Genomic DNA, 25,732 nt, shown 5'->3' on the forward strand with positions numbered 1-25,732 from the left:
GTCCATTCCAGAAGGACAAAATAGAAAAATGTCCGCCTAAAAGTGGACAAAGGGGAATAGGTCCGGCAAAACCAATAAATCTACATAAGAGGACGATTCCATAACTGAAACCTAAAGAACCCGCCCAATGCATCAAGCATTGGCGGGTTTTTCAGTCATATAAGGAGAGCCATTAAAACATCGTATCCTGACTTCGCTTGTCCAAATGCCGGTACTGGATCGCCTCAGCCACATGACCGGCCAAAATCTCGGAGCAGCCATCCAGGTCGGCGATGGTCCGGGATAATTTTAAAATGCGGTCATGGGCCCGCATACTTAGGCCAAGAGCGTCGAAAGAGGATTTTAACAACAATCCTGCATCTGGATGCAGTTTGGCGTAACGCCGCAGAGCGCTGCCGGACAGCTCGCTGTTGCGGGAAATTCCTTGGTTGCGGTATCTGTGGAGCTGGATTTGCTCGGCTTTCTCCACCTCGAACCGCATTTCTTCCGAAGATAGCGGGGAAGCGTCGTTTTGCCAGTTGGTTGGCCGCGGCACCTCCACATGCATATCAATCCGGTCAAGCAGCGGTCCGGAGAGCTTTTCCCGATACTGGGCGATGCGATAGGGGTTGCAGGTGCACACCGGCTGTGGAGGCTCAGCTCCGGAAAAACCACAAGGACAAGGATTTAACGAAGTTGCCAGCAAAAAACGGGCCGGAAAAGTAAACGAAGCCCTGGAACGGCTAATCGTTACCCGGTGTTCTTCCAGCGGTTGGCGCAGCATTTCAAGCACCTGACGCGAAAACTCGGGGAGCTCGTCCAGAAACAATACGCCGCGGTGGGCCAGGCTAACTTCTCCAGGTTTGGGAATGCTGCCGCCCCCGACCATACCTCCGCCAGAAATAGTATGATGCGGAGCGCGAAACGGCCGTTCCGTGATCAAACCGGTTTCCGATGGATTGAATTTGCTTGCGGAGCTGTAAATTTTGGTGACCTCCAGGGATTCACCGGAGGTCAGCGGAGGAAGAATGGTCGGCAGCCTGCGGATCAGCATGGTTTTTCCGGTACCCGGAGGACCGATAAGCATGATGTTGTGCATACCTGCCGCCGCTATAGTAAGCGCACGTTTAATGTGCCGCTGACCCAACACATCGCTGTAATTTTCCGGTGGTTTGGATAAGCCATGAGCGTTAGTTGAGGGCTCTGAGGAAGGCGGAAGTGGGCTCCGCTGCAAATGGGCCAGCGATTCAAGTATCAGCGAATCCTCCGTGCCCCGGGATCCTCGCGATCCCATTCCTTCGGGAGACAGCTGGTTTAAATGACTAAGTCCGTATACGGTGATTCCGTCCAGCAGTAACGCTTCCGGAACATTGCCCTCCGGAACGAGAACGGAATGAAAGCCGTGACGCCTGGCCAAATCAACCATGGGCAGAACGCCGGGAACGGGTCTCAGCGCCCCTTCAAGCGATAGCTCGCCGATAATTAGGATACGCTCGTTTTCAGGCAGGGCGACCTGTCCGCTGGAGATCAACAGTCCTAGTGCAATCGCCAGATCGAAAGCAGTTCCTTCTTTCCTGAGGTCGGCCGGAGCAAGATTAATAGTGACCCGTTGGAGCGGGAAGGTATACCCGCAATTTTTGATCGCAGCCCGGACGCGGTCTACGGCTTCACGGACCGCGGAATCCGGAAGACCGACGACATGAGTCTGGGGGATACCGCTCGACAGGTCAACCTCCACTTCGATCATTACTCCGTCAATGCCATATAAACAAGCGCTGTACAGTTTGCCATACATAATAAAAGCACCTCTCTCCCGTTTGTATCGGCCGTTCAATGCGTGCGGCCGTCCTAGTGGAAAAAAGGTGCTTCCATATTTTCCGATATACTCTTGGTCCGTATATTAGAATTTTATCCTGAAAAAGTCAATAGCTCTATATTGGGATTTTCAAGATTTCAAGAATGCAAGTGCTAAGTTCACATTTATCCAAGAAGATATTATGGTGAAAAAAGATGAATTTTATCGATAATGATCGCAATTTGATATTATTTTTTCGATAGAATTCACACAATAATACCTTACAAGTTTGTGATTGATCTCGAAATGAGATGAAAACGATATAAAAAAGTTGTGTATAAATCATGAACTTTTTAAGGAAAGCGTTTTAAAAACATGGTACAATTATTTAGGTTTAATCATTTAGCTATACCTCTAATACCGCCTGTTGATAGGAGGATTCCAAGCATGAATATCCATGAATATCAAGGAAAAGAAGTTCTGAAGCAGTATGGTGTCGCTGTTCCCGAAGGACGGGTGGCATTTACGGTTGATGAGGCCGTAGAAGCGGCGGAGGCGCTAGGCAGCCAGGTAGTGGTTGTAAAGGCGCAGATTCACGCAGGGGGCCGGGGTAAAGCCGGCGGCGTGAAAGTTGCTAAAAATTTGGATGAAGTACGGAACTATGCACAGGAGATTCTTGGCAAAGTACTGGTCACGCACCAGACAGGGCCGGAGGGCAAAGAGGTAAAACGCCTGCTCATTGAACAAGGCTGCGACATTAAGAAGGAATATTACGTCGGCGTCGTGGTCGACCGGGGCACGGGAAGCGTCGTTATGATGGCTTCGGAAGAAGGCGGAACGGAAATTGAAGAAGTAGCGGCGAATACGCCTGAAAAAATATTCAAAGAAATCGTTGACCCGGCACTTGGGCTCCAGCCTTACCAGGCTCGGAGACTGGCTTTTGCCATCAACATTCCTAAAGAGCTGGTGAATAAGGCTGCAGGATTCATGCTTGCCTTGTACGAAGCGTTTGTCGATAAGGATTGCTCTATCGCCGAGATCAATCCTCTCGTAGTTACCGGAGACGGCGACGTGATGGCGCTGGACGCCAAGCTTAATTTCGATTCCAATGCGTTGTTCCGCCATAAGGATATTTTGGCTCTGCGCGATCTGGAGGAAGAAGACGAGAAGGAAATCGAAGCATCCAAGTTCGATCTTAGCTATATCGCCCTTGACGGCAATATTGGCTGCATGGTCAATGGTGCGGGCTTGGCTATGGCTACGATGGACATTATTAAATATTACGGCGGCGACCCGGCCAACTTCCTGGATGTGGGCGGCGGTGCAACGGCCGAGAAGGTTACGGAAGCCTTCAAGATTATTTTGTCGGATTCGAAGGTGAGAGGAATATTCATTAACATCTTCGGCGGCATCATGAAATGCGATGTTATCGCTTCCGGGGTTGTTGAAGCGGCCAAGCAGGTCGGCCTGGACCGTCCGTTGGTGGTTCGTCTGGAAGGAACCAATGTCGAGCTCGGCAAGAAGATTCTCGCCGAATCGGGACTGGCTATCGTTTCTGCGGATTCCATGGCCGATGGGGCCCAAAAAATCGTTGCACTCGTATCGTAACTAAACACCTTATCCATGATGGGAGGCTCGAAGTATGAGTATTTTGGTCGATAAAAATACAAAAGTCATTACCCAGGGAATTACAGGGAAAACCGCCTTGTTCCACGCTAAAGGGGCGCTGGATTATGGGACGCAAATGGTCGGAGGAACTTCTCCGGGCAAGGGCGGGACCTCGGTAGATATTTCGCTCGAAAACGGGGAAACCGTTAGTCTCCCCGTCTTTAATACGGTAAGAGAAGCCAAAGCGGCTACGGGCGCTACCGCCAGTGTCATTTATGTGCCGCCGGCGTTTGCCGCGGATTCCATACTTGAAGCGGTTGAAGCTGAACTGGAACTGGTTATTTGCATCACGGAAGGTATTCCGGTGCTGGATATGGTGAAGGTGAAGCGTTATATGGAAGGAAAAAATACAATTCTGATCGGGCCAAACTGTCCGGGCGTCATTACGCCTGGCGAGTGCAAGATCGGTATTATGCCAGGGTATATTCATCTTCCCGGCCATGTCGGCGTTGTTTCACGCAGCGGAACGCTAACCTATGAGGCGGTTCATCAACTGACGACTCGCGGTATCGGACAGTCCTCCGCGGTCGGTATCGGCGGCGATCCGGTGAAGGGATCGGAATTCATTGATATTTTGCGGATGTTTAATGAAGACGAACAAACGCATGCAGTCATCATGATCGGTGAAATCGGCGGCACAGCGGAAGAAGAAGCTGCTGAATGGATCCGTGATAACATGAAAAAACCTGTCGTAGGATTTATCGGCGGTGTAACGGCTCCTCCGGGCAAACGGATGGGTCATGCTGGCGCGATTATTTCCGGCGGTAAAGGTACCGCGAAAGAAAAGATCTCGAAGCTGGAGGAGTGCGGCATCCGTGTAGCTCCGACTCCGTCCGAAATGGGCTCTACGCTCGTCAGCGTGCTTGAAGAACGGGGCATCCTGAATAGCTGCACGACACACTAAGGTAAATCTGTTATAATAAGGTAAAGGTAAGCAACCTTCTGATCCCTATGGGCGGAAGGTTGCTTTTTTTTGTGAATGGGGGATGAAAATGGATAAACACAGCATTTTGATCGGGCTGCATGAAAGTCCGGGATTGGGGTGGAAACGGATTTCCGACATTGTAACCAACAGAACGGATTGGGAACATGCATTACAATTTTCTCCGGGCGATTGGATGGAATGCGGACTGGAGGCGGAACTGGCTCTAAAGATGGCCGGGCATTTTAAGGCATCCTGGATTCAAGAGCGGATGGAACTGATGGAACGGAAGGGGGTTGTTCCGGTCACCGTTTTTGACGATGCGTATCCTATATTAATGAAGGAAACGGGCAGACCCCCTTGGGTACTGTATACGGTCGGCAACCAAAGACTGCTGGCAGACCTCTCCATTGCAATGATCGGGACGCGCATGCCGACAGCTTATGGTCGTAAAGTCGGCATCATCCTAACCGAAGCATTATGCTCTCGCGGAGTCACGATCGTCAGCGGATTGGCACGAGGCATAGACGGCGTTTGCCATGAGGCTGCGCTCCAAGCCGGGGGAGCTACGATTGCGGTTCTGGGGACGGCCGTCGATGAAATCTATCCCCGTGAGCATGCCTCGCTCTACAGGCGAATTGTGGAGCAGGGATTAATTGTATCCGAATATCCGATAGGCACTAAGGGGCACCCCGGCATGTTCCCCCAGCGGAATCGCATCATTGCCGGAATGACCCGGGGAACAGTAGTAGTGGAAGCGGATATGCGCAGCGGCTCGCTGATTACGGCGGATCAGGCTCTCGAGGAAGGCCGCGACGTCTTTGCCGTGCCAGGCCCCGTAACTTCGCCAAAAAGCCGAGGAACGCTGGGACTGCTCAAGCAAGGGGCCAAAATCGTGACGGAGCCAAGTGATATTCTGGAAGAATACGAGCACCTGCTTTCAGTCGCTTCGCCCTCAGTCACACAGGAGCCGCCGAGAAACGAGTTGACAATAGACGAGCGGCGCATATACCATATGTTGGAGCAGGGGAACTCCACTTTTGAAGAGCTGATGAACGAGTCCGGGTGGGATTTTGGACTTTTACATTCAGTTCTGTTATCTTTAATCATGAAAAAAGCGGTAGTTCAATTACCCGGTTCTGTTTATAAGATTATATAGTCCATTCCTAACCGAGAGTGGCTTGAAACGAAGACTATATACTATTTTATCTAAAGGATAGCCCTGATTTTAAATGATGCATAAGAGTAACGGACTGTTTGAGAGGAGGATGAACCTGTGGCGGATTCACTCGTCATCGTGGAGTCGCCTGCCAAGGCGAAGACGATTGGCAAATATTTAGGGAGCAAATACATCGTGAAAGCTTCAATGGGTCATGTGCGTGATTTGCCCAAAAGCCAAATCGGGGTTGAAGTCGAGAACGACTTCAGTCCAAAGTATATAACTATAAGAGGAAAAGGTTCCGTCTTAAAGGAATTGAAGGATGCCAGTAAGAAAGTCAAAAAAATCTATCTGGCGGCTGACCCCGATCGCGAAGGTGAAGCGATAGCCTGGCATTTGGCCCATGTCCTGGACGTGGACCAGACGGAGACCTGCCGAGTCGTGTTCAATGAAATAACGAAGCAGGCCGTTAAGGATGCTTTTAAGACCCCGCGCAAGATCAACATGGATTTGGTCAATGCCCAGCAGGCACGACGGATTTTGGATCGCCTGGTCGGTTACAAAGTTAGTCCGCTTCTCTGGAAGAAAATCAAGAAAGGCATGTCGTTCGGGCGTGTTCAATCCGTTGCGTTAAAGATCGTGTTGGACCGTGAGAACGAAATTTCCGAATTTGTGCCGGAAGAATACTGGAGCATTACGACAAAACTTAAAACGGACGATACTTCGTTCGAAGCAAAATTTCACAAATTTAATGGCGAAAAGCTGGAGCTAAAGAATGAACAGCAGGTTCAAGATGTTTTGAAATCGATTGGGGAGTCTGCGTTCAGTGTCACCGAAGTGAAGGAGAAGGAACGTTTAAGACATCCTGCCGCTCCTTTTACGACCAGTTCCCTGCAGCAGGAAGCCGCGCGCAAGCTGAATTTCCGCGCCGCCAAAACGATGTCGGTCGCCCAACAGCTTTATGAAGGCGTCGATCTGGGCAAAGAAGGCACTGTCGGTTTGATTACCTATATGCGTACAGATTCGACGCGGATTGCCTCTTCAGCCCAGGAAGAAGCCAAAGAATATATAACGGGTAAGTTCGGCGATGATTATGCTCCTGAATCCCCGCGTCAATATTCCAAAAAGGCAGCCAGCGCCCAGGATGCGCATGAAGCGATCCGTCCTACCTCTGCGTTGCGCGACCCTGAGTCGGTCAAAGCGTTTACGAGTAGGGATCAATTCAGGTTGTATAAATTGATTTGGGAGCGTTTTATGGCCAGCCAAATGGCATCTGCAGTCTTGGACACGATGTCGGTTGATATTGCCGCAGGAGATGCCATTTTCAGAGCTGTCGGTTCGAAAGTCCGTTTTCCCGGGTTCATGAAGGTTTATGTAGAAGGCAATGACGACGGCACGACGGATGATAATAAATTTCTGCCTCCTCTTCATAAAGGAGAACAGCTCATATTAGAAGAAATCGAGCCGAAACAACACTTTACCCAACCGCCGCCGCGCTATACCGAGGCGCGTCTGGTCAAGACGCTGGAGGAACTCGGCATCGGGCGTCCGAGTACGTACGCACCGACCTTGGAGACGATACAAAAGCGCGGGTATGTTGCAATTGAAGAAAAGAAGTTTGTGCCAACTGAATTAGGCGAACTCTTAATCGAGCAAACGGAGCAGTTTTTCCCCGAAATACTCAACGTGGAGTTTACCGCCAATATGGAAGAAGACCTTGACCATGTCGAAGAGGGCTCCGAAGATTGGGTACGGGTGCTCGGCGAGTTTTATGAATCGTTCGAAAAACGGTTGCGTGTGGCCGAGGAAGAAATGAAAGAAGTCGAGATCGAAGATGAGGTTTCGGATGAAATCTGCGAGAAATGCGGTAAGCCGCTCGTGTATAAGCTTGGCCGATTCGGTAAGTTTCTGGCCTGCTCGGGATTTCCCGACTGCCGCAACACAAAGCCGATCATCAAGGATATCGGAGTAACTTGTCCGAAATGCAAGGAAGGTCACGTCGTCGAACGCCGCAGCAAGAAAGGCAGAGTGTTCTACGGCTGCGACAAATATCCGGAATGCGATTTTGTTTCCTGGGATAAGCCTTCACCGAAACCGTGCCCGAAATGCGGCTCACTGGTGGTGGAGAAGCGGAACAAGCAAGGGGGCAAGCTTCAATGTACCTCTTGTGATTTCGTGGAGCAAATTGAAGAGCAGGACGATGATGCGGCGGAAGAATAGGCATAAGAAAAAGAACAGCATGATCTGGGGGGATTTAGCGTGGCAGATACAAATAGGGTGACCGTCATCGGCGCAGGGCTTGCCGGCAGCGAAGCTGCCTGGCAGCTCGCGAGCCGGGGCGTGCCCGTGACTTTATATGAAATGCGCCCGGTGGTGAAGACGCCGGCGCATCACACTGACAAATTTGCGGAGCTCGTATGCAGTAATTCGCTGCGTGCGAACGGCCTCACTAACGCGGTAGGCGTATTAAAAGAAGAAATGCGGATGCTGAACTCGCTCGTTCTGGGATCGGCAGACCGTAATGCCGTGCCAGCGGGGGGAGCTCTAGCCGTCGACCGGGACGGCTTTTCCGGCGAGATTACCAGAACGCTCCATGAGCATCCGCTCGTGGAGGTTGTGAATGAAGAGATTACTGAAATCCCGCAGGAAGGCATCGTGATTATCGCGACGGGTCCGCTAACTTCACCGGCACTATCCGAGCAGATCCGCAGCCTGACCGGGGAAGACTACTTTTATTTCTATGATGCGGCCGCTCCGATCGTGGAGAAGGACTCGATCGATATGGATAAGGTGTATCTGGCTTCGCGTTACGATAAAGGAGAAGCCGCTTATCTCAATTGCCCGATGACGGAGCAGGAATTCGACGCTTTTTACGAAGCGTTGATCACAGCCGAGGTTGCACAACTGAAGGAATTTGAAAAAGAAGTCTATTTCGAGGGCTGCATGCCGATCGAAATCATGATGCGCCGGGGCAAGCAAACGGCGCTATTCGGCCCGATGAAGCCGGTTGGCCTTGTAAATCCCCACACGGGCACATTGCCGCACGCCGTAGTACAATTGCGTCAGGACAATGCGGCCGGAACACTTTACAATCTGGTGGGCTTCCAGACCCATTTGAAGTGGGGGGAACAGAAACGGGTATTTTCCATGATTCCCGGTCTGGAGAATGCTGAATTTGTCCGTTATGGGGTTATGCACCGCAATACCTTTATCAACTCGCCGAAGCTGATGGAGCCGACGTATCAATTGAAAAAGCGTCCGACCCTCTTTTTCGCCGGTCAAATGACGGGCGTGGAAGGTTATGTGGAGTCTGCTGCTTCCGGCTTGATCGCCGGGATCAACGCCGCCAATGCGTTTAGAGAACAAGAAGGCATCGTTTTCCCGGAAGATACGACACTCGGCAGCATGGCGCGCTATATCACGACCGCCGATTTCCAACATTTTCAGCCGATGAACGCCAACTTCGGTTTGTTCCCGAAACTGGATAAGCGGTACCGCAAAAAGGCTGAGAAAAACGAGGCGCTTGCTCATCGCGCGCTGGACAGTTTGCGTTCTTTTATAGACGGTAAGGGGTTATAGAGCCAAGTTGAAACATAGCCTAGTAAAGGCAGATCTTGAGTAAAAACGTAAAGGAAGGAAGCGGTATCCATGGTTCCTAGTTTTCATGCTACCACGATTTGCGCCGTCCGTCAGAACGGTAAGGGAGCGATCGCCGGAGATGGACAGGTTACATTCGGCGAGAGCGTCGTCATGAAGCAGACAGCGAAAAAGGTCCGCCGGCTGTATAGAGGTCAAGTACTTGCCGGCTTTGCCGGCTCGGTGGCGGATGCGATCACGTTGTTTGAAAAATTCGAAGGCAAGCTGGAAGAGCATCACGGAAATCTTCAGAGAGCCGCTGTAGAGCTTGCTAAAGAGTGGAGACAGGACCGCGTGCTCCGTAAGCTGGAGGCGCTCCTGATCGTAATGGATAAGACCGGCATGCTACTGATCTCAGGCGGCGGAGAAATCATCGAGCCCGATGATGATGTGCTGGCCATAGGCTCAGGGGGGAACTTCGCCTTGTCGGCTGCCCGGGCGCTCAAACGCCATGCATCGCAGCTGGAAGCAAAGGATATAGCCCGTGAAGCGCTCCAGGTCGCTTCGGAGATTTGCGTATATACTAACGGCAACATTATTGTCGAAGAACTGTGATCGGGGGGACGTAACCTATGTCAAACGGGAATTTAACGCCGAGACAAATTGTTGCTGAACTGGATAAATATATCGTGGGACAGAAGCAGGCGAAGAAGTCCGTTGCAGTGGCACTCCGCAATCGCTACCGCCGCAGCCTGCTCAGCGAAGATGTCCAGGATGAAATCGTACCGAAGAACATTCTGATGATCGGACCCACCGGTGTGGGTAAAACAGAAATTGCCCGTCGTCTGGCCAAGCTTGTAGGCGCCCCTTTTATTAAGGTGGAGGCAACGAAGTTTACGGAAGTCGGCTATGTGGGGAGAGACGTGGAGTCCATGGTGCGGGACCTCGTCGAAATTGCTATTCGGACCGTCAAGCTGGAGCGGACGGAGAAAGTGAAGGATAAGGCGGAGGAACTGGCGAATGAACGGCTGGTCCAAATTCTCGTGCCATCGGAAAGTAAATCCAAGAACACCCGCAATCCGTTCGAAATGCTGTTCGGAAACCAGAATGCGAACGATAATAAAACAACGCAAGATACCCCTGAAGAAGACAGCAATTTGACGGAACGCCGCCGTCAGGTCCGATTCAAGCTATTGGCCGGGCAACTGGAGAATGATATCGTCGAGGTCGAGGTTGAAGATAACTCTCCGACAATGATGGATATGTTTGCCGGGCAAGGAAACGATCAGATGGGGATGAATATGCAGGAGATGTTCGGAAGCCTGCTTCCACGTCGAACGAAGAAAAGAAAGCTGTCCATCAAGGAAGCACGGAAAGTGTTGACCCAGGAAGAAGCTTCCAAGCTGATCGACCAGGATGATCTTACCCAGGAAGCGGTGGAACGTGCCGAACAGTCCGGCATTATTTTCATTGATGAAATCGACAAAGTAGCAAGCAAAGGCCAAGGCTCCGGACCGGATGTATCCCGTGAAGGGGTGCAGCGTGACATATTGCCGATTGTGGAAGGGTCTACGGTAATGACGAAATACGGGCCGGTCAAAACGGACTATATTCTCTTTATTGCCGCTGGCGCTTTTCATGTCGCCAAACCATCGGATCTTATCCCCGAGCTTCAGGGGCGTTTCCCGATCCGGGTGGAATTGGGCAGTTTGTCGTTGGAGGATTTCGTATCGATTTTGACGGAGCCCAAAAACGCCCTGACCAAGCAATATATCGAGCTGCTGCGGACGGAAGAGATTGAGATCGAATTCTCTCCCGAATCCATTCGGGAAATCGCAGCTATCGCGGCCAACGTTAATGCGAATACGGAGAACATCGGAGCGAGAAGGCTTCATACGATTTTGGAAAAACTACTTGAGGATTTGTCATTCGAAGCTCCGGAGCTAACGTTGGATAAAATGACGATTACCCCCGAATATGTGCGTGAGAAGCTTGGGGACATTGCCAAGGACAGAGATTTAAGCCAGTATATTCTGTAATCGGGACCTGTTATTCTGTTCACTTTGATTTTTTTAAGGCCGTAAGACCCAAGTAATTTGGGTTTTACGGCCTTTTGTCATTATTACTACTAAATCGATTGAAATTATAAAATTTGAAATTGTGTCGAGATAACTCGAAAAAATTGAAAAATTTTCAAAAAGTGCAAAAAATATCGCTAATTTCGTCAAAGATAGTGCTTTTTTCTTATTGTAATAAAATCCAATCTCCATGAAACTTAGGATATATGACATTCTATACTTTTATTCTACATTAGGACGTTTGAAAGACATGAAATATGAGATTATTGTCGAAAAAAGAGGAATTGTTTAGGGAGTCGTTGAATACGTATTTCTAGTGATTTTGGATTTTTGGATTTGTTTTTTAGGGGGGCAGCTAAATGCAATTATTGAATGGTATCGGATTCCAGCGGCTGGAATCAGCAATACAGGCAGCCAATCTTAGGCAGGGGGTTCTTGCCAATAATATCGCTAATGTGGACACCCCTTATTTCAAACGATCTAGCGTATCTTTTGAAAGCCTTTTGCAAGACCAGATAAACGATTCGACTCCGACTTTGGAAGGACGGCGCACAAACGCAAAACATTTCGACATAGGTCTATCGTCCCGCTTAAAGGAACCGGCAGTGCTGACGGATCGGTCAACCGCTATGAACAACAATGAGAACAATGTAGATATTGAAAGCGAAATGACGCAATTGGCGGAAAACCAGCTTCGCTACAATGCCTACATAGAACAGGTCAACTACCAAATTAAAATGAAGCGCACTGCATTGGAAGGGAGATAATCGATTTTGAAAATCAGCAATAGTTTCAGTATCAGCGCTTCGGCATTGACGGCTCAACGCCTACGGATGGATGTCATCTCCTCCAATATCGCCAACGCAGAAACCACTAGAGCTCAAGTAGTGGACGGCAAGGCGGTTCCGTACCGCCGCAAAATGGTGGTCATGTCCCCGATGAAGACAGAATTTGGACAGGCTCTGAATTCCGCGATGGGAACCACCACCTCCAGTCAAGGGGTTAAAATCACGCAGATCAAGGAAGATGCGGCCCCGTTCAAACCGGTATACAACCCGAGTCATCCCGATGCGGACAGCGAAGGATATGTATATATGCCTAATGTGGACACGTTGAAAGAGATGGTGGATGTTATTTCCGCCTCCCGCTCGTATGAAGCTAACGTCACAGCATTGAATGCCACGAAGGCTATGATGACGAAAGCACTTCAAATCGGGAAATAGAAATTCATAAGGAGTTAGGAGTGTTGATCTTTGATTCAGGCAATGAACTTTAATACTTTAAAGTCAGTAGACAGCGTCGTCGCACCGAGTAAACCGGTTGCTCCCACCCCTGCGGAGTCCATGAAGGAATTCAGCTCATACTTGAGCAATGCTTTGGACGGAGTAGCTGCACAAGAGAAGAACGTGGCAGCCATGAATAATAAATTTCTGCTTGGTGAAGTAAGCGCGGATCAAGTAATGATCGCTTCGGAGCAAGCCATGTTAAGTTTGCAGTTGACTACGCAAGTAAGAAATAAAGTGATAGAAGCTTATCAAGAGATAATGCGTACGCAAATTTAATAAAATTAGCATGCTTCGGATGAGGTGACGTTGTGAATGAAAGAATTGCCCAGTATCGGGATAAATTGACCGGGTACTGGAACCATTTCAGCAAGAAACAAAAAACATTACTTATTTCTACGATAGCAATCATTCTGTTAGCGGTGATTCTTCTAACGATCCAATTTTCCAAAACGGAATATGAAGTCGCCTTTACGGGTCTGGACTCTACGGATGCGGCAGGGATCATTAATCACCTGGAATCGAGCGGAATTCCTTATAAGCTTGGTGCGGACGGAACGAGCATTTCCGTTCCCAGCAAAGAAGCATCCCGCGTCAAAGTGGACGTCGGTTCGCAAGGAATCGTCCAGAACGGTTCTATCGGTTGGGAAGCTTTTAATGAAAGCTCGTCTCTGATCGGGATGACTGACAATGAATTCGGAGTGAAATACAAAAGCGCGTTGAACGGTGAGATCGAACAGCTCTTGAAGAGGATGCAGGGGGTTCAAGACGCAAAGGTATTGATTAACTTACCGACAGAGAATGTGTTTGCCAGCCCTGATGAACAAGAAAAAGCATCCGCTTCTGTCGTTGTAACATTCAAGCCGGGATATCGTCCGAATCAGGAAGCGGTTGATGGATATTTTAATCTCGTCAAAACTTCGGTGCCGAATCTGCCGGTTGAGAACATTTCGTTGTCTTCCAGCGATGACACGGTACTGCTGCCTACAGGGCAGGGCGGTCAGATCGGCTCGCTGACTACGGCTGTGCAAGAAAATATGGCTCTTCAGAAAAAGTTCGAGAGCGACGTAAAACAAAGCGTCAGACAGTTCCTGGCTAAATTGATGGGACAAGACAAAGTGGAGGTCTTGGTTACTTCCAAACTCAACTTTGACCAGATTAGCCAAAAGGAAAATTTGGTAACCCCCGTTGATACCGAGAATATGAAGGGTATCGAGATCAGTGCCCAAAAAATTCAGAAAAGCTATACCGGAGAAGGAAGTCCTGATAGCGGCGTAGCGGGTACCGGGGAAACGGATGTATCCAACTATCCTGGAACGGATACGCAAAGCGGAGGTTCGTCTTCGGAGGAATCATCATCCACCATCAATTACGAGGTCAACCGAATTACCAAGGATATTGTGGCCAGTCCTTACGTTATAAAAGATTTAACCATTAACGTAGCAGTTGAACCACCAGATGGACAACAAACTTTAGACCCGGCGACTCAAACGGCGATCGAGAACATTTTGACCAACATTGTCGGATCGTATCTTGCAGATTCCGGTACTACTTATACAGACGCTGATTTAGAGAAGAAAGTTTCTGTTTTCTCTCAAGCTTTTCATAATCCGGATACTAAAGCTTCCGGTCTGAGCCTTTCCAGCCCGCTGGTATGGGGCGTCGGAGCCGCGGCATTGCTGGCAATTGCGGGTATCGTATTCTTGTTAATCCGCCGGAAAGGCAAAAAAGAAGAGGTGGAAGAAGAAATCCCGATGCCGCTTACGCCGGAGTTTCCTTCCATTAACTTGGAAACTGTCACAAACGAGAACCAAGTGCGCAAACAGCTGGAGACGCTGGCCAAGAAGAAGCCGGACGAATTCGTCAACTTGCTTCGCACCTGGCTGGCTGACGAATAGAGGTGAACGCATTGTCAAAATTAAATTCCCAGGGATTAAGCGGAAGGCAAAAAGCGGCAATATTGCTGATTACGCTTGGTCCGGAAGTTTCTGCTCAAATATTCAAACATTTGCGCGAAGAGGAAATCGAGCAGCTTACGCTTGAGATCGCCAATGTGCGCAAGGTAGACAGCACCGAGAAGGACATGATCATGGCGGAATTTCACCAGATCTGTCTTGCTCAGGAATATATCACGCAAGGCGGCATTACGTACGCGAAGGAAATTTTGGAGAAAGCGTTGGGCCAATCCAAGGCGATCGACATTATCAACCGTTTGACTGCAACCTTGCAGGTTCGCCCATTCGATTTTGCACGCAAAGCGGATCCGAACCAAATCTTGAACTTCATTCAGAACGAAAATGCTCAGACGATCGCTCTCGTCTTATCTTACCTCCAGTTCGAGCAGGCAGCGGTCATTCTTTCCTCGCTGCCTCAGGAGAAGCAGGCGGAAGTGGCGAGAAGAATCGCCGTGATGGACAGCACCTCGCCGGAAGTCGTATCCCAAGTGGAACGTGTACTGGAACAGAAGTTGTCCGCAACGGTAACTCAGGATTATACAAGCGCCGGCGGTATCGAGGCCATCGTACAAATCCTGAACGGTGTCGACCGGGGGACGGAGCGTACGATTCTGGACTCCTTGGAAATTCAGGATCCGGAGCTTGCGGAAGAGATCAAGAAACGGATGTTTGTCTTCGAGGATATCGTCAACATCGACAACCGTTCCATTCAACGGATCATCCGCGACATCGAAAATGCGGATTTGCAGCTTGCGCTTAAGGTTGCGAGTGAAGAAGTCCGCGAAGCGGTATTCCGCAACATGTCTAAGCGGATGTCCGATACATTCAAGGAAGAAATGGAATTTATGGGTCCTGTTCGGCTGCGTGATGTTGAAGAAGCTCAGACCCGTATCGTAGCTACCATCCGCAGACTGGAAGATGCCGGAGAGATTATAATCGCCCGCGGCGGAGGAGATGACATTATTGTCTAATTTGATCAAAGTATCCCAATACGTGCCGGTAGACATCCTTAAACAGCTAAACTTAGCCAAAACGTATGAGACTTATGAGGAACAGCGATCAGATGAGGCGGCTTCGGGAGAGGTTCAGGAGGATATCCGGTCCACTCATGACGAGGCTGCCGAAGAAGCAAGACAACAGATGCTGACCGATGCCAAAGAATTTGCCGAAAGTCAGGTCAGAGCCGCTTCGGAACAGGCCGAGCAAATGTTGGCCGAGGCCAGAGAGCAAATCGAAGCGTGGTGGAATGAGCGCAGGGAACAGGATGAGCATCTGGTGGAAGCCGTGAAATCCGAAGCGTTCAATGAAGGCTATGAAGAAGGTAAGCTGCAGGCAGAGGAAACGCTGCAGGCAAAAATAGAGGAAATGATGGCGGAAGCGAGCTCTGTTCTCGAACAAGCTTATTTAGAGAAAGAACGGATCATTCAGGAAGCGGAACCGTTCCTGGTGGAACTGAGCTGCGCGATTGCCGAGAAAATTATCGACAAGCAATTAGATCTCGAACCGGATTATACGGTGGATTTGATCAAGCAGAGCTTGTCCCGCAAGCGGGAGCAGGGGATTTTGACATTATGCGTGGCGCCTTCCCAGTTTGCCTTCGTGCAAGCCGCAAGGGAAGAACTGAGTCTAGTCATCGACTCTCAAGCCGAATTGCAAATCTTGCCGGATCCGACCGTACAGGATCGAGGCTGCGTAATACGATCTTCCTTCGGAAGCGTGGATGCCAGAATCGATACGCAACTGACGGAGATCAAAAAAGAGCTGTTGCGCATTTCGCGCCAGGCCGAGGAACGGGGATTGCCGAATGACGAACATTAATTCAGGGCGTTATATCGACCATCTTCGGCAATTGGACCCCGTCCGGATTAACGGGAAAGTGACCCAGGTCATTGGGTTAATGGTGGAATCCGAGGGGCCGGATGCGAGCATCGGCGACGTCTGCTACATTTATCCGAGCAAATCATCACAGCCACTGCAAGCGGAAGTCGTTGGCTTTCGCGACAATAAAGTGCTGCTGATGCCGCTCGGCGAACTGACCTCGATCGGTCCGGGCTGCGATGTCGTGGGAACCGGCAAACCGCTTACCGTACAGGTCGGCTCTGAATTGCTCGGCAAGGTGCTGGACGGATTGGGTCAGCCGCTCGACGGATCGGTATTGCCGTCGAGGATGGGGCATTACTCGACATTTAACAAACCGATGAACCCGCTAAACCGTCCTCGCGTAGCGGAACCGATCAGCATCGGCGTCAGAGCGATCGACGGACTGCTGACCATCGGGAAAGGACAGCGGGTCGGTATTTTTGCCGGTTCGGGCGTCGGGAAGAGTACCCTTATGGGGATGATCGCCCGGAATACGGCGGCGGATGTCAATGTCATCGCTCTGGTCGGGGAACGGGGGCGCGAGGTGTTGGATTTCATTGAGCGCGATCTCGGTCCCGAAGGATTGGAACGTTCCGTTGTTATCGTGGCCACCTCCGATCAGCCGGCGTTGATCCGCATGAAGGGAGCGCTCATCGCTACCTCCATTGCGGAGTATTTCCGGGACAGAGGGCTTAATGTCATGCTCATGATGGACTCGGTCACTCGTTACGCCATGGCGCTACGTGAAGTCGGTCTCGCAGTCGGCGAGCCTCCGGCGATGCGGGGATACACCCCTTCCGTTTTTGCGGCGCTTCCGAAATTGATGGAACGTGCGGGAACCGGGCCAACCGGTTCGATAACCGCTTTTTACACCGTATTGGTTGATGGGGACGATATGAATGAACCGATCGCCGACGCGGTGCGGGGAATATTGGACGGCCATATTGTGCTGAACAGGAACATTGCGAATAAAGGCCATTTCCCGGCCATCGACATTCTCGCCAGCATCAGCCGGGTGATGAAGGACATCGTGTCGGATGAACAAAACGATGCCGCGGAGAATCTGAAGCGTCTGCTGGCTGTGTATAAGGATTCCGAGGATCTTATCAATATTGGAGCTTATCAGCAGGGTTCAAATGCGGAAATAGATGAAGCGATCGGCTATATCCAAAGTATATGGGGTTTTTCCAGACAGAAAGTGAACGAGAAGGTTACACTGCCCGAAGCGCAGGCACAATTAATTTCCGAATTTGCGAGGAGATGACGGTTAAAGGATGAGATTCCGTTACGTTTATCAGAAAGTCGTGGACTTGAAGACCAATGAGAAGACCCAGGCAGAATGGATGCTCTCGGCTGCGGTCGGTATTCTTCAGTCGGAACAATGCTCATTGGAGCAGCTGCTGGAGGAAAGATCCCGGACGCATTCCGTAATTCAGAACGAGATGGAGAATAAGGCATCCATGATCAAGCTGCAGGAGCTTCAACGTTATATGGATTATCTCGAAGACTGCATTAACCGCAAAATCGGAGATGTGAAGCGAGCGGAAGTCAACGTGGATCATAAAAAAACGGTGCTCAGCGGCAAAATGCTGGACGAAAAAGTTTGGATGAAAGCAAAAGAGAAGGCAAAAGAAAAATTTCAACAGGAAATGCTTCTTCGGGAACAAAACGAACTGGATGAGATGGCAACGGTCCGGTTCGCCATGAGAGCCCGTTAAAGGAGTTAGGGCCAAGAATGGGTTTGCGAAGGAGGGATGAAGATGGCACGGACGGAATTGGATGAGGAGCTGGAGGAATCCGGCGGAGGCTTTTCGAAGTTTCTGTTCTTTATGACTCCAATTTTGTTTACTGTCGTTTTGCTGGCTGTGCTTCTTACGCTTTTTAGTCCGAGTTTCAAGAACACGATGTTAGAAATCGGGGACAAAATCCCGTTTATTAACAAAATCATTCCGGACCCGGAATCGAGTAAATCGGATAAAGAAAAGGAAGCGGACAAAAAGGCCGAACAGAAGAAACAGGAAGAGAGCACAAAAGCTACTTTGAACCAGTTAAAGGAGCAAGTGGCGAAGCAGGAAGCCGAATTGGAAGAGGCAGGCCGGCAGGTTGCAGAGAAAGACAGTAAGGTGAAGGAACTGGAGACTCAGCTCCAATCCGCTCAAACGAAAGCGGAAGAAGAAAAAGCGGCTGAGGAACAAGCTGCTTATCAAAAAGAGGTTAAGAAGCTTGCGCAAATTTATTCCGAGATGAGTCCGAGTAAAGCGGCCGCGATCTTTGACAAGCTGACGACCGATGAAACGCTCCAGATGTTTAGCGTGATGAGCAATGAGAGTAAGGTAGCGATTTTGGAGAAGATGGATCCGCAAAAGGCGGCCGACATCTCGATCATGCTGAAGGACGTGAAGCCGGCTGAAGAGCTGGCGATTGCCGCGCTGCAATCGAGGCTCAAGAAAGAAGCAGCCGACGCAACACCGGCTCAATCGTCGGGGAATGCGCTCGATGAAACGCAGCTGAGCCAAACCTTTGGATCGATGTCCGCGGACGCCGCATCCAAGCTGATTATTCAAACATACAAAATCAGTCCCGAGAAGGCTTTGAAAATTTTAAAGGCCGTAAACGACACGACACGCTCTAAAATATTGGACGCCATGACCAAAGAAGACGAAAAGCTCTCGGTCAAAATCGTGAACCAACTGATAAGCAAATAGCAGATCATTCCGTGAAAGGAGGTGAATAAGAAAATGAGCCAAACTTTATCTAATGTATCGGCAGGATCAGCGGTAGGCGGATTGTGGTATGGATCAGGCGGTAAAAATGTTTCCGGTCAAGGGGCAACCGTTTCTTTTGATCAAGCTTTGCTCTCGATGATGGGCGGCGGTACCCAGCCGCAGGAAACACAGCTTACCTCGCAGCTGGCGATGTTGGCAGGGCTGACGGATACGGGAGAAGGATTAATGCCGGAGGGCGAAGAAGGCGGCTTGGATGCGCTGCTTCAAGGGCTGTTGGAGCAACTGGACCAGTTGGATCAAGCGCTGGCGGAAAATCCGGACCTGTTGACCGTGCTGCAAGGCTGGATTACGAATGTTCAACAATTCCTTCAGAATAATGACCCGGGACAGTCCGCGGATAACGGAGACGCCGAAGCATTGCTTCCGACATTGGCAGAGCATCCGCAAACCGTGCGTTTTGCGGTTCAAGATGCATTGCTACAGCTTGCAACAGCTTCAAGTGCTAAGGCTATGACGGCAACACCAGTGGATTCGCTTCATGCCAAAGCTTTGATGGAATCCTTGCAAAGTCTGATGGCTGACGCAGGTTTGAACAGCGACACCAAGCTGGCAAGCGGTAAACAGGCAGGAGGGATTTTTAATCTGCCAGGAGCCGAACTAAAGGAACATTCCGCGATGCAAAGCCAGAATGGACAAACCGTAAGTTCCAAAGCTAATGATGCTCAAACCAATAGTCTCGCTCAGAAAGCTGATCTTGACGTAACCGTCAAAGCCGGATCCGTAACCAGTCAAGCTGTGATTGCAGCAAGTGAGGAATCGACGCTTGGTGATCATGCGACATCGGACGGAGATCAGCCGCTGGCTTCCGGAAATATTACGACCGCAGGTCAACTTGCGCTTCGCGATAGCGCGGCAGCAGCCGTAAAACCTGAAGCTCCTCAAGTACCGGTCGAGAAATTCGGACAGGAAATGAGCCGCTTTCTGGTCAGTAAGCTGGAAATCGTAAAGGCTGGGGGATTGTCTGAAGCAAGAATATCTCTCTATCCGGAGCATTTGGGACAGGTAGATGTGAAGATCACGATGCAAAACGGACATATGGTAGCTCAATTCGTAACCGAGCATGCTTTTGCTAAAGAATCGCTTGAAGCACAGCTGGCGCAACTGAGAACGGCTTTACAATCCCAGGGTCTTCAGGTCGGTAAGCTCGAAGTAACACAGAACGCGTCTCTATCCTCTCATATGTATCAGGATGGCCGCCAACAAGGTAGCGGCACGAATCAACAGCAAAACGGGAAGCGCCGGGAAATGATGCTTGAAGAGGAACTGGTCGGAATCCAGGATTTGAACGAAGAATGGAATGAATGGATTTCCGAAATCAGAGAAAGAGAAGCCGGAAGTTCGTTTGTAGCAAAAGCCTAAGTGAAAGGAGGATGATAAGCGATGGCAGACATCGTTTCAACCGGAGTTATGTGGCCGAATTACGCTGCGGAGAATGTTTCGAAGGCCAGCAAGAAGGATACTCAACTTGGCAAAGACGACTTTTTAAAGCTAATGATGGCCCAAATGCAATATCAAGACCCGTTGTCGCCGATGGATAATTCTCAAATGATTGCCCAGATGGCACAATTCACTTCCGTCGAACAATTGACCAACATTTCTAATCAGCTCACTGCCATGAGTCAGTCGCTTGGCAACAGTTCGGGACTCATCGGTAAATTGGTTAGTTGGGTAGGCGAAACCAAGACGGGAAATTACGATGTGAATACAGGAAAGACCGAAGTGATTCAAACTATTGAAAGCGGTCTGGTTGATTCCATTATCGTACGTAGCGGAACTCATTATGTGAAGGTTGGCGGAAAAGAGGTCGAGCTTTCCCAAATCCAGCAGGTGGAGAACGCACCGGTACCGGAGGAGCCTTCAGAAGAAGAAGGAAGCCATTCCAATTCAGGCGCTGGTAATGACGCGACTGGAGAAGGAGCGGGTGCGCAATGAACGATCCCATCCGGATAGGCAGTTTATATCCCGGCCGAATTCAGCCTAACGCCTTAAGCCAAAACAGAACGGTCAAATCTGCGGAAGCGCAAGGACCTGCGTTTAAGGATTTGCTTCAAAACCGGCTTTTACATTTTAGCAATCATGCGGTTAAACGGCTTGAACAAAGAGGCATTGAGCTGAAGCCCGAACAATTGAGCCAGATAGAATCGGCCATCGACAGCGCCGCCGCCAAGGGGGCAAAGGATTCACTGATTCTGATGAAAGATATGGCCTTGATTGTCAATGTCAACAACCGAACGGTTGTAACGGCGATGGACGGCAACAGCATGAAAGACAATGTTTTCACCCAAATAGACAGCGCTGTAATAATTTCTTAGTTCATATGGCTGGCCCGGATTCGGAAAGCCATCATTGACCGCTGATCGACTGATGCGGTCAAAAGTATCGATAAAACTTTTAATCCTGGGAGGAATTTTCGAAATGTTAAGATCAATGTATTCGGGTGTTTCCGGTATGCGCGGCTTTCAAACGAAACTCGATGTCATCGGCAACAATATTGCCAACGTAAACACGGTAGGCTTCAAAGCGGGACGCGTGATGTTCAAGGATATCATGAGCCAAACGGTTTCGGGCGTAACTGCTCCTGCAGAAGGCGAAAGCGGCGGTATCAACGCGAAACAGATCGGCCTAGGGGTATCCATCGGTTCGATCGATACCGTGCACACCGGCGGCAGTGCGATGACGACGAACAATCCGCTTGATCTTCGGATCGACGGAGACGGATTTTTCCTGGTGAAGCTTTCGGCAGATCAGGAAGTTCCGTTCTTGACCCGTGCAGGTGACTTTCACCTGGATGCTGCCCGACAACTGGTAACTTCGGATGGCCTGCTTGTTTGCGACGCAGGCGGCGCTCCGCTTGAGCCGATCGGGGAAGATGTAACGGCATTCTCGATCTCTGCGGACGGAACTATCGTCCAGAAATTGAGCACGGGAGAAACCGAACCAGGCGCTCAAATTGGTGTGGCTAAGGTTTCGAACCCGGAAGGTCTGGAGAAAATCGGCGGCAATCTATATCGCATGACTTTGAATGCGAACGCGGAAGGCGAGCTCGTTCCTACAACGGCGAACAACACTGAAGACGGAACCGGTGCTATCGTTGCGGGTCAGCTGGAAATGTCCAACGTCGATCTGACGGGGGAATTTACCGAAATGATCGTTGCCCAGCGCGGATTCCAGGCGAACTCCCGCATTATTACCACATCGGATGAAGTGCTGCAGGAAGTTGTCAACCTGAAGCGTTAAGATGAAGGATAGCGGGGGAGGAACACCTTTCTTCCCCCGTTCTACTTGGGAGGGTAATCATGATTTCAGTAACACGACTGAACGGTTCTCAGATGTGGCTTAACGCGATGATGATCGAAACCGTGGAAGAAACACCCGATACGTACGTAACCCTGATCACAGGAAAACGTATTATTGTGTTGGAGAAGGCGGTTGAAGTGCTTGCGATGATTAAAGAGTACTACACCGAGATCGGTATCCACGCAGCAACTATTAAAGTGCAACAAACGGAGGAATTGTCATGAAAAAGATGGCGCCATGGCTGATTACGATTCTGCTTTCGATTACATTGATCGTATTGGCCGCCTTCCTGCTGATTAATCAAATGTCAGGCCCAGCAGGCGGCGAAGCAAAAGCTGCTGTAAATGAAGAGGCTGTACCGAGACATTTGACAGCGGATGAAATTGTAAAAGTAACTTCGACGATCGATGACATCAAAACCAATTTGTCTGATCCGAACTATGTCGTGGTGATGAATTTTGCCTTCCAACTCGATAATGGGGCTTCTAAAGAGGCTTTTGATAAAATCAAGGACTTCAAAGTTAAGCCAATTATTATTAAGACGCTCGCCGACACCAAACCGGAAGATTTGACAGGGGCAAAAGGCAAGGACAATTTAAGTTCCAAGCTGACGAATCTGATCAACAAGACACTGCCGGAAGGGAAACTGATTCAAATCGATATCACTTACTTTGTTATGACAACTATCTAGAGCATATCGATGTAGACTTTCTTTCAAGGGGGTGAATTGTTTGGTAGATGTATTATCGCAAAATGAAATTGATGCCTTACTTGCGGCGCTGTCCTCTGGAGAAATGGATGCCGAGGAACTGAAAAAGGAAGAAACGCAAAAGAAGATCCGGGCTTACGACTTTAAAAGAGCGGTTCGATTCTCCAAAGATCATATCCGCAGCTTGACCCGGATTCATGAGAATTTCGCCAGATTTCTTACAACCTATTTTTCGGCCCAACTGCGGACTTTCGTTCAGATCAACGTTGTTCAGGTTGAACAGCTTCCTTACGATGAGTTCATCCGCTCCATTCCGAAGATGACCATTCTAAACATTTTCGAAGCGGAGCCGCTTGAAGGCAGAATGGTGCTGGAGGTTCACCCCAACGTAGCTTTTGCCATGCTGGACAGGCTGCTGGGAGGAATCGGGACCTCACCGTCCAAAATCGGTTCTTTGACAGAGATCGAGACGATTATTATGGAGCGCATCTTCAGTAGGGCTTTCGAAAGTCTTCAGGAAGCCTGGAAAACCGTGATTGATATCAATCCGCGGATGGAGGCGCTTGAAACTAATCCTCAATTTATGCAAATCGTTTCCCCGAACGAAACGATTGCGCTTATCTCGCTGAGTACGAAGATCGGGGACACTTCGGGGATGATCAACCTTTGTATCCCTCATGTCGTAATTGAACCGATCATGCCCAAGCTGTCGGTTCACCATTGGTTTGTATCCCAGAAAAAATCCCGGGTTCCCGAAGAGGTTGACGCCCTTCGGCATCGGGTGCATAAAGCCAAGCTGCCGATTGTTGCGGAGCTCGGCGAATCCCAAATCACGGTCCAGGAATTTCTGGAGTTATCCGTGGGCGATGTCATCTCCCTGAACAAACCGGTTCAGGAGGGACTATCCATCCGCGTAGGCGACCGGCTGAAATATATCGGAAGCCCGGGAACGCTGAAGGATCGCGTCGCCGTTCAAATTGATGAAATTGTTAGCGAAGGAGTTGAGGAACTTGACGAGTAAAGATTATTTGTCCCAGGAAGAAATAGATGCCCTGCTGAAACAAACGAGCATGGACTCGGCTCCTGAACCAACCGTCTCCGATTATTTGTCGCTGCTGGAACAAGACGCACTCGGCGAAATCGGAAACATCACTTTCGGAAGTGCAGCAACGGCCCTGTCGACACTGCTTAGCAAAAAGGTTGATATTACAACGCCTAAAGTATCCATTATTACGCGTTCGCAGTTTGAATCCGAGTTTCCCAAGCCTCATGTCGCCATTCACGTTCAATACGTTGACGGCTTCGAAGGAGTCAACTCGCTTGTCATTAAGACAAGGGACGCACAGGTTATAGCCGATCTGATGCTGGGCGGCGAAGGCAACCCTGCGGATGAAGAGCTGAACGAAATTCATATCAGTGCCGTGCAGGAAGCGATGAACCAGATGATGGGTTCTTCCGCAACATCGATGTCAACGATCTTTAACCGGTTCGTGAACATCTCCCCGCCGGGCATCGATATTTTGAACATGACTAACGGAAGCGGAGTAACCAGCCTGCCGCCCGATGAAATTCTGATCAAAATTTCGTTCCGCCTGACGATCGGGGATTTGATCGATTCAACGATCATGCAGCTGTTGACGGTTAAATTCGCCAAAGAAATGGTCGATAGCCTGATCAACGGTTCATCTTCGGAACCTGCCGTTCAGGAAGTAGCTGCTGCAGCGGCACCACCGGCTTACGCCGAGCCTCCTGCACCTGCATACGAACCGCCCGCACCTGTTTATCAGCAGCCGCCTATGGTCGAGCAACATGCTCCACAGGCTATGCAGCCGCCGATGCAAACACCGATGGGAGCGCCGATGCAAGCGCCTCCGGGATACTATTATCCGCCTCAGGAACGGCCTTACAGCGAGCCTCAGCATTATGGCGGAATGACCGGACGAGGGGTAAACGTACAGCCTGTCCAGTTTGCGAATTTGGGAAATCCCTCATTCGGGCAAGCTGACGCAAATAATTTAAACTTATTGATGGACATTCCCCTTAAAGTCACCGTAGAATTAGGGAGGACCCAAAAGCAGATTAAGGATATCCTGGAGCTGTCCCAAGGTTCGATTATCGAACTGGACAAGCTTGCCGGTGAACCGGTGGACATATTGGTGAACAACAAGCTGATAGCAAAAGGCGAGGTTGTTGTCATCGATGAGAACTTTGGCGTACGCGTCACGGATATTGTCAGTCAGTGGGACCGCATTCAAAAATTACAATAGTAGAAGTTTAGGGAGGATTTTAAATCAATGGCAAACCGAATTCTAATCGTAGACGATGCAGCTTTTATGAGAATGATGATCCGCGATATTTTAACGAAAAATGGGTTCGAGGTTGTCGGTGAAGCTCAGGATGGCGGGCAAGCGATCGAGAAATTTAAGGAATTGCATCCGGATCTCATCACTATGGATATCACGATGCCTGAAATGGACGGAATCGCAGCATTGAAGGAAATTAAGAAGTTGGATCCAAATGCCAAGGTTATTATGTGCTCGGCTATGGGACAGCAGGCTATGGTTATCGATGCGATTCAAGCCGGTGCGAAGGACTTCATCGTTAAGCCGTTCCAGTCCGATCGTGTAATTGAAGCTATCAACAAAACGCTTGGATTGTAGGCGAT

26 protein-coding genes are annotated in these 25,732 nt (G+C 49.7%); 25 read left to right on the top strand and 1 reads right to left on the bottom strand.

Features of this window, described 5'->3' with window-relative positions; translation table 11 throughout:
- Positions 1-172: 172 nt before the first annotated feature.
- Positions 173-1,774 carry a YifB family Mg chelatase-like AAA ATPase gene (locus KJS57_RS06180; protein WP_213654124.1) on the bottom strand — a complete coding sequence of 534 codons (1,602 nt, stop codon included), beginning with the start codon at positions 1,772-1,774 and terminating at the stop codon, positions 173-175.
- 447 nt (positions 1,775-2,221) lie between these two features.
- On the opposite strand from KJS57_RS06180, the gene sucC reads away from it, so the two are divergent.
- The 25 genes from sucC to KJS57_RS06305 all read left to right on the top strand — a co-directional run bounded on the left by sucC (position 2,222) and on the right by KJS57_RS06305 (position 25,727).
- On the top strand, positions 2,222-3,382 hold the full coding sequence (sucC, locus tag KJS57_RS06185) for an ADP-forming succinate--CoA ligase subunit beta (protein ID WP_213654125.1): 1,161 nt from the start codon (positions 2,222-2,224) through the stop codon (positions 3,380-3,382).
- A gap of 34 nt (positions 3,383-3,416) precedes the next feature.
- Positions 3,417-4,346 carry a succinate--CoA ligase subunit alpha gene (gene sucD, locus KJS57_RS06190; RefSeq protein WP_213654126.1) on the top strand — a complete coding sequence of 310 codons (930 nt, stop codon included), beginning with the start codon at positions 3,417-3,419 and terminating at the stop codon, positions 4,344-4,346.
- Positions 4,347-4,434: 88 nt separating this feature from the next.
- The gene (gene dprA / locus KJS57_RS06195) at positions 4,435-5,523 is read left to right on the top strand and encodes a DNA-processing protein DprA (protein ID WP_213654127.1); all 1,089 of its coding nucleotides are present in this window, start codon (positions 4,435-4,437) and stop codon (positions 5,521-5,523) included.
- 117 nt (positions 5,524-5,640) lie between these two features.
- Positions 5,641-7,743, top strand: a complete 2,103-nt coding sequence (topA, locus tag KJS57_RS06200) for a type I DNA topoisomerase (protein WP_213654128.1) — start codon at positions 5,641-5,643, stop codon at positions 7,741-7,743.
- Between the two features lie 39 nt (positions 7,744-7,782).
- The gene (gene trmFO, locus KJS57_RS06205) at positions 7,783-9,102 is read left to right on the top strand and encodes a methylenetetrahydrofolate--tRNA-(uracil(54)-C(5))-methyltransferase (FADH(2)-oxidizing) TrmFO (RefSeq protein ID WP_213654129.1); all 1,320 of its coding nucleotides are present in this window, start codon (positions 7,783-7,785) and stop codon (positions 9,100-9,102) included.
- 69 nt (positions 9,103-9,171) lie between these two features.
- The gene (gene hslV / locus KJS57_RS06210; RefSeq protein WP_211021343.1) at positions 9,172-9,714 is read left to right on the top strand and encodes an ATP-dependent protease subunit HslV; all 543 of its coding nucleotides are present in this window, start codon (positions 9,172-9,174) and stop codon (positions 9,712-9,714) included.
- 17 nt (positions 9,715-9,731) lie between these two features.
- Positions 9,732-11,138 (top strand): ATP-dependent protease ATPase subunit HslU, encoded by a 1,407-nt coding sequence (gene hslU / locus KJS57_RS06215; RefSeq protein ID WP_213654130.1) that lies wholly within the window; start codon positions 9,732-9,734, stop codon positions 11,136-11,138.
- Positions 11,139-11,536: 398 nt separating this feature from the next.
- On the top strand, positions 11,537-11,944 hold the full coding sequence (flgB, locus tag KJS57_RS06220; protein WP_213654131.1) for a flagellar basal body rod protein FlgB: 408 nt from the start codon (positions 11,537-11,539) through the stop codon (positions 11,942-11,944).
- 6 nt (positions 11,945-11,950) lie between these two features.
- Entirely contained in the window at positions 11,951-12,400 is a 450-nt protein-coding gene (flgC, locus tag KJS57_RS06225) for a flagellar basal body rod protein FlgC (protein ID WP_213654132.1), read from the top strand.
- A 42-nt stretch (positions 12,401-12,442) separates the two neighbouring features.
- Positions 12,443-12,739 carry a flagellar hook-basal body complex protein FliE gene (gene fliE / locus KJS57_RS06230; RefSeq protein WP_211021521.1) on the top strand — a complete coding sequence of 99 codons (297 nt, stop codon included), beginning with the start codon at positions 12,443-12,445 and terminating at the stop codon, positions 12,737-12,739.
- Positions 12,740-12,771: 32 nt separating this feature from the next.
- Positions 12,772-14,358 carry a flagellar basal-body MS-ring/collar protein FliF gene (gene fliF, locus KJS57_RS06235; protein WP_213654133.1) on the top strand — a complete coding sequence of 529 codons (1,587 nt, stop codon included), beginning with the start codon at positions 12,772-12,774 and terminating at the stop codon, positions 14,356-14,358.
- Between the two features lie 11 nt (positions 14,359-14,369).
- On the top strand, positions 14,370-15,386 hold the full coding sequence (gene fliG / locus KJS57_RS06240; RefSeq protein WP_211021348.1) for a flagellar motor switch protein FliG: 1,017 nt from the start codon (positions 14,370-14,372) through the stop codon (positions 15,384-15,386).
- Positions 15,379-16,233, top strand: coding sequence for a FliH/SctL family protein (locus KJS57_RS06245; RefSeq protein WP_211021349.1), 855 nt, complete (start codon positions 15,379-15,381; stop codon positions 16,231-16,233). The genes fliG and KJS57_RS06245 overlap by 8 nt, the downstream gene beginning before the upstream one ends.
- Positions 16,220-17,539: a flagellar protein export ATPase FliI gene (fliI, locus tag KJS57_RS06250; RefSeq protein ID WP_211021350.1), complete on the top strand. Its 1,320-nt coding sequence runs from the start codon at positions 16,220-16,222 to the stop codon at positions 17,537-17,539. Before KJS57_RS06245 ends, fliI begins: the two co-directional genes overlap by 14 nt.
- Before the next feature lie 10 nt (positions 17,540-17,549).
- The gene (gene fliJ / locus KJS57_RS06255; RefSeq protein WP_211021351.1) at positions 17,550-17,993 is read left to right on the top strand and encodes a flagellar export protein FliJ; all 444 of its coding nucleotides are present in this window, start codon (positions 17,550-17,552) and stop codon (positions 17,991-17,993) included.
- A gap of 42 nt (positions 17,994-18,035) precedes the next feature.
- The gene (locus tag KJS57_RS06260) at positions 18,036-18,980 is read left to right on the top strand and encodes a MotE family protein (RefSeq protein WP_213654134.1); all 945 of its coding nucleotides are present in this window, start codon (positions 18,036-18,038) and stop codon (positions 18,978-18,980) included.
- Between the two features lie 33 nt (positions 18,981-19,013).
- A complete protein-coding gene (locus KJS57_RS06265) occupies positions 19,014-20,420 on the top strand; it encodes a flagellar hook-length control protein FliK (protein WP_213654135.1) in 1,407 nt (468 codons plus the stop codon).
- Positions 20,421-20,441: 21 nt separating this feature from the next.
- A complete protein-coding gene (locus KJS57_RS06270; protein ID WP_213654136.1) occupies positions 20,442-20,993 on the top strand; it encodes a flagellar hook capping FlgD N-terminal domain-containing protein in 552 nt (183 codons plus the stop codon).
- The gene (locus KJS57_RS06275; RefSeq protein WP_213654137.1) at positions 20,990-21,373 is read left to right on the top strand and encodes a TIGR02530 family flagellar biosynthesis protein; all 384 of its coding nucleotides are present in this window, start codon (positions 20,990-20,992) and stop codon (positions 21,371-21,373) included. Before KJS57_RS06270 ends, KJS57_RS06275 begins: the two co-directional genes overlap by 4 nt.
- A gap of 103 nt (positions 21,374-21,476) precedes the next feature.
- Positions 21,477-22,298, top strand: coding sequence for a flagellar basal body rod protein FlgG (gene flgG, locus KJS57_RS06280; protein ID WP_213654138.1), 822 nt, complete (start codon positions 21,477-21,479; stop codon positions 22,296-22,298).
- Positions 22,299-22,357: 59 nt separating this feature from the next.
- Positions 22,358-22,582 carry a flagellar FlbD family protein gene (locus tag KJS57_RS06285; RefSeq protein WP_211021357.1) on the top strand — a complete coding sequence of 75 codons (225 nt, stop codon included), beginning with the start codon at positions 22,358-22,360 and terminating at the stop codon, positions 22,580-22,582.
- Positions 22,579-23,049 carry a flagellar basal body-associated FliL family protein gene (locus KJS57_RS06290; RefSeq protein ID WP_213654139.1) on the top strand — a complete coding sequence of 157 codons (471 nt, stop codon included), beginning with the start codon at positions 22,579-22,581 and terminating at the stop codon, positions 23,047-23,049. The genes KJS57_RS06285 and KJS57_RS06290 overlap by 4 nt, the downstream gene beginning before the upstream one ends.
- A 40-nt stretch (positions 23,050-23,089) precedes the next feature.
- The gene (fliM, locus tag KJS57_RS06295) at positions 23,090-24,088 is read left to right on the top strand and encodes a flagellar motor switch protein FliM (protein ID WP_211021359.1); all 999 of its coding nucleotides are present in this window, start codon (positions 23,090-23,092) and stop codon (positions 24,086-24,088) included.
- Complete coding sequence (gene fliY / locus KJS57_RS06300) at positions 24,078-25,334, top strand: flagellar motor switch phosphatase FliY (protein ID WP_213654140.1); 1,257 nt, start codon at positions 24,078-24,080, stop codon at positions 25,332-25,334. Before fliM ends, fliY begins: the two co-directional genes overlap by 11 nt.
- Positions 25,335-25,361: 27 nt before the next feature.
- A complete protein-coding gene (locus KJS57_RS06305) occupies positions 25,362-25,727 on the top strand; it encodes a response regulator (RefSeq protein WP_211021361.1) in 366 nt (121 codons plus the stop codon).
- Positions 25,728-25,732: the final 5 nt, after the last annotated feature.

This window comes from Paenibacillus vini, assembly GCF_018403325.1.
In the GTDB taxonomy this organism is placed as follows: Bacteria; Bacillota; Bacilli; order Paenibacillales; family Paenibacillaceae; genus Fontibacillus; species Fontibacillus vini.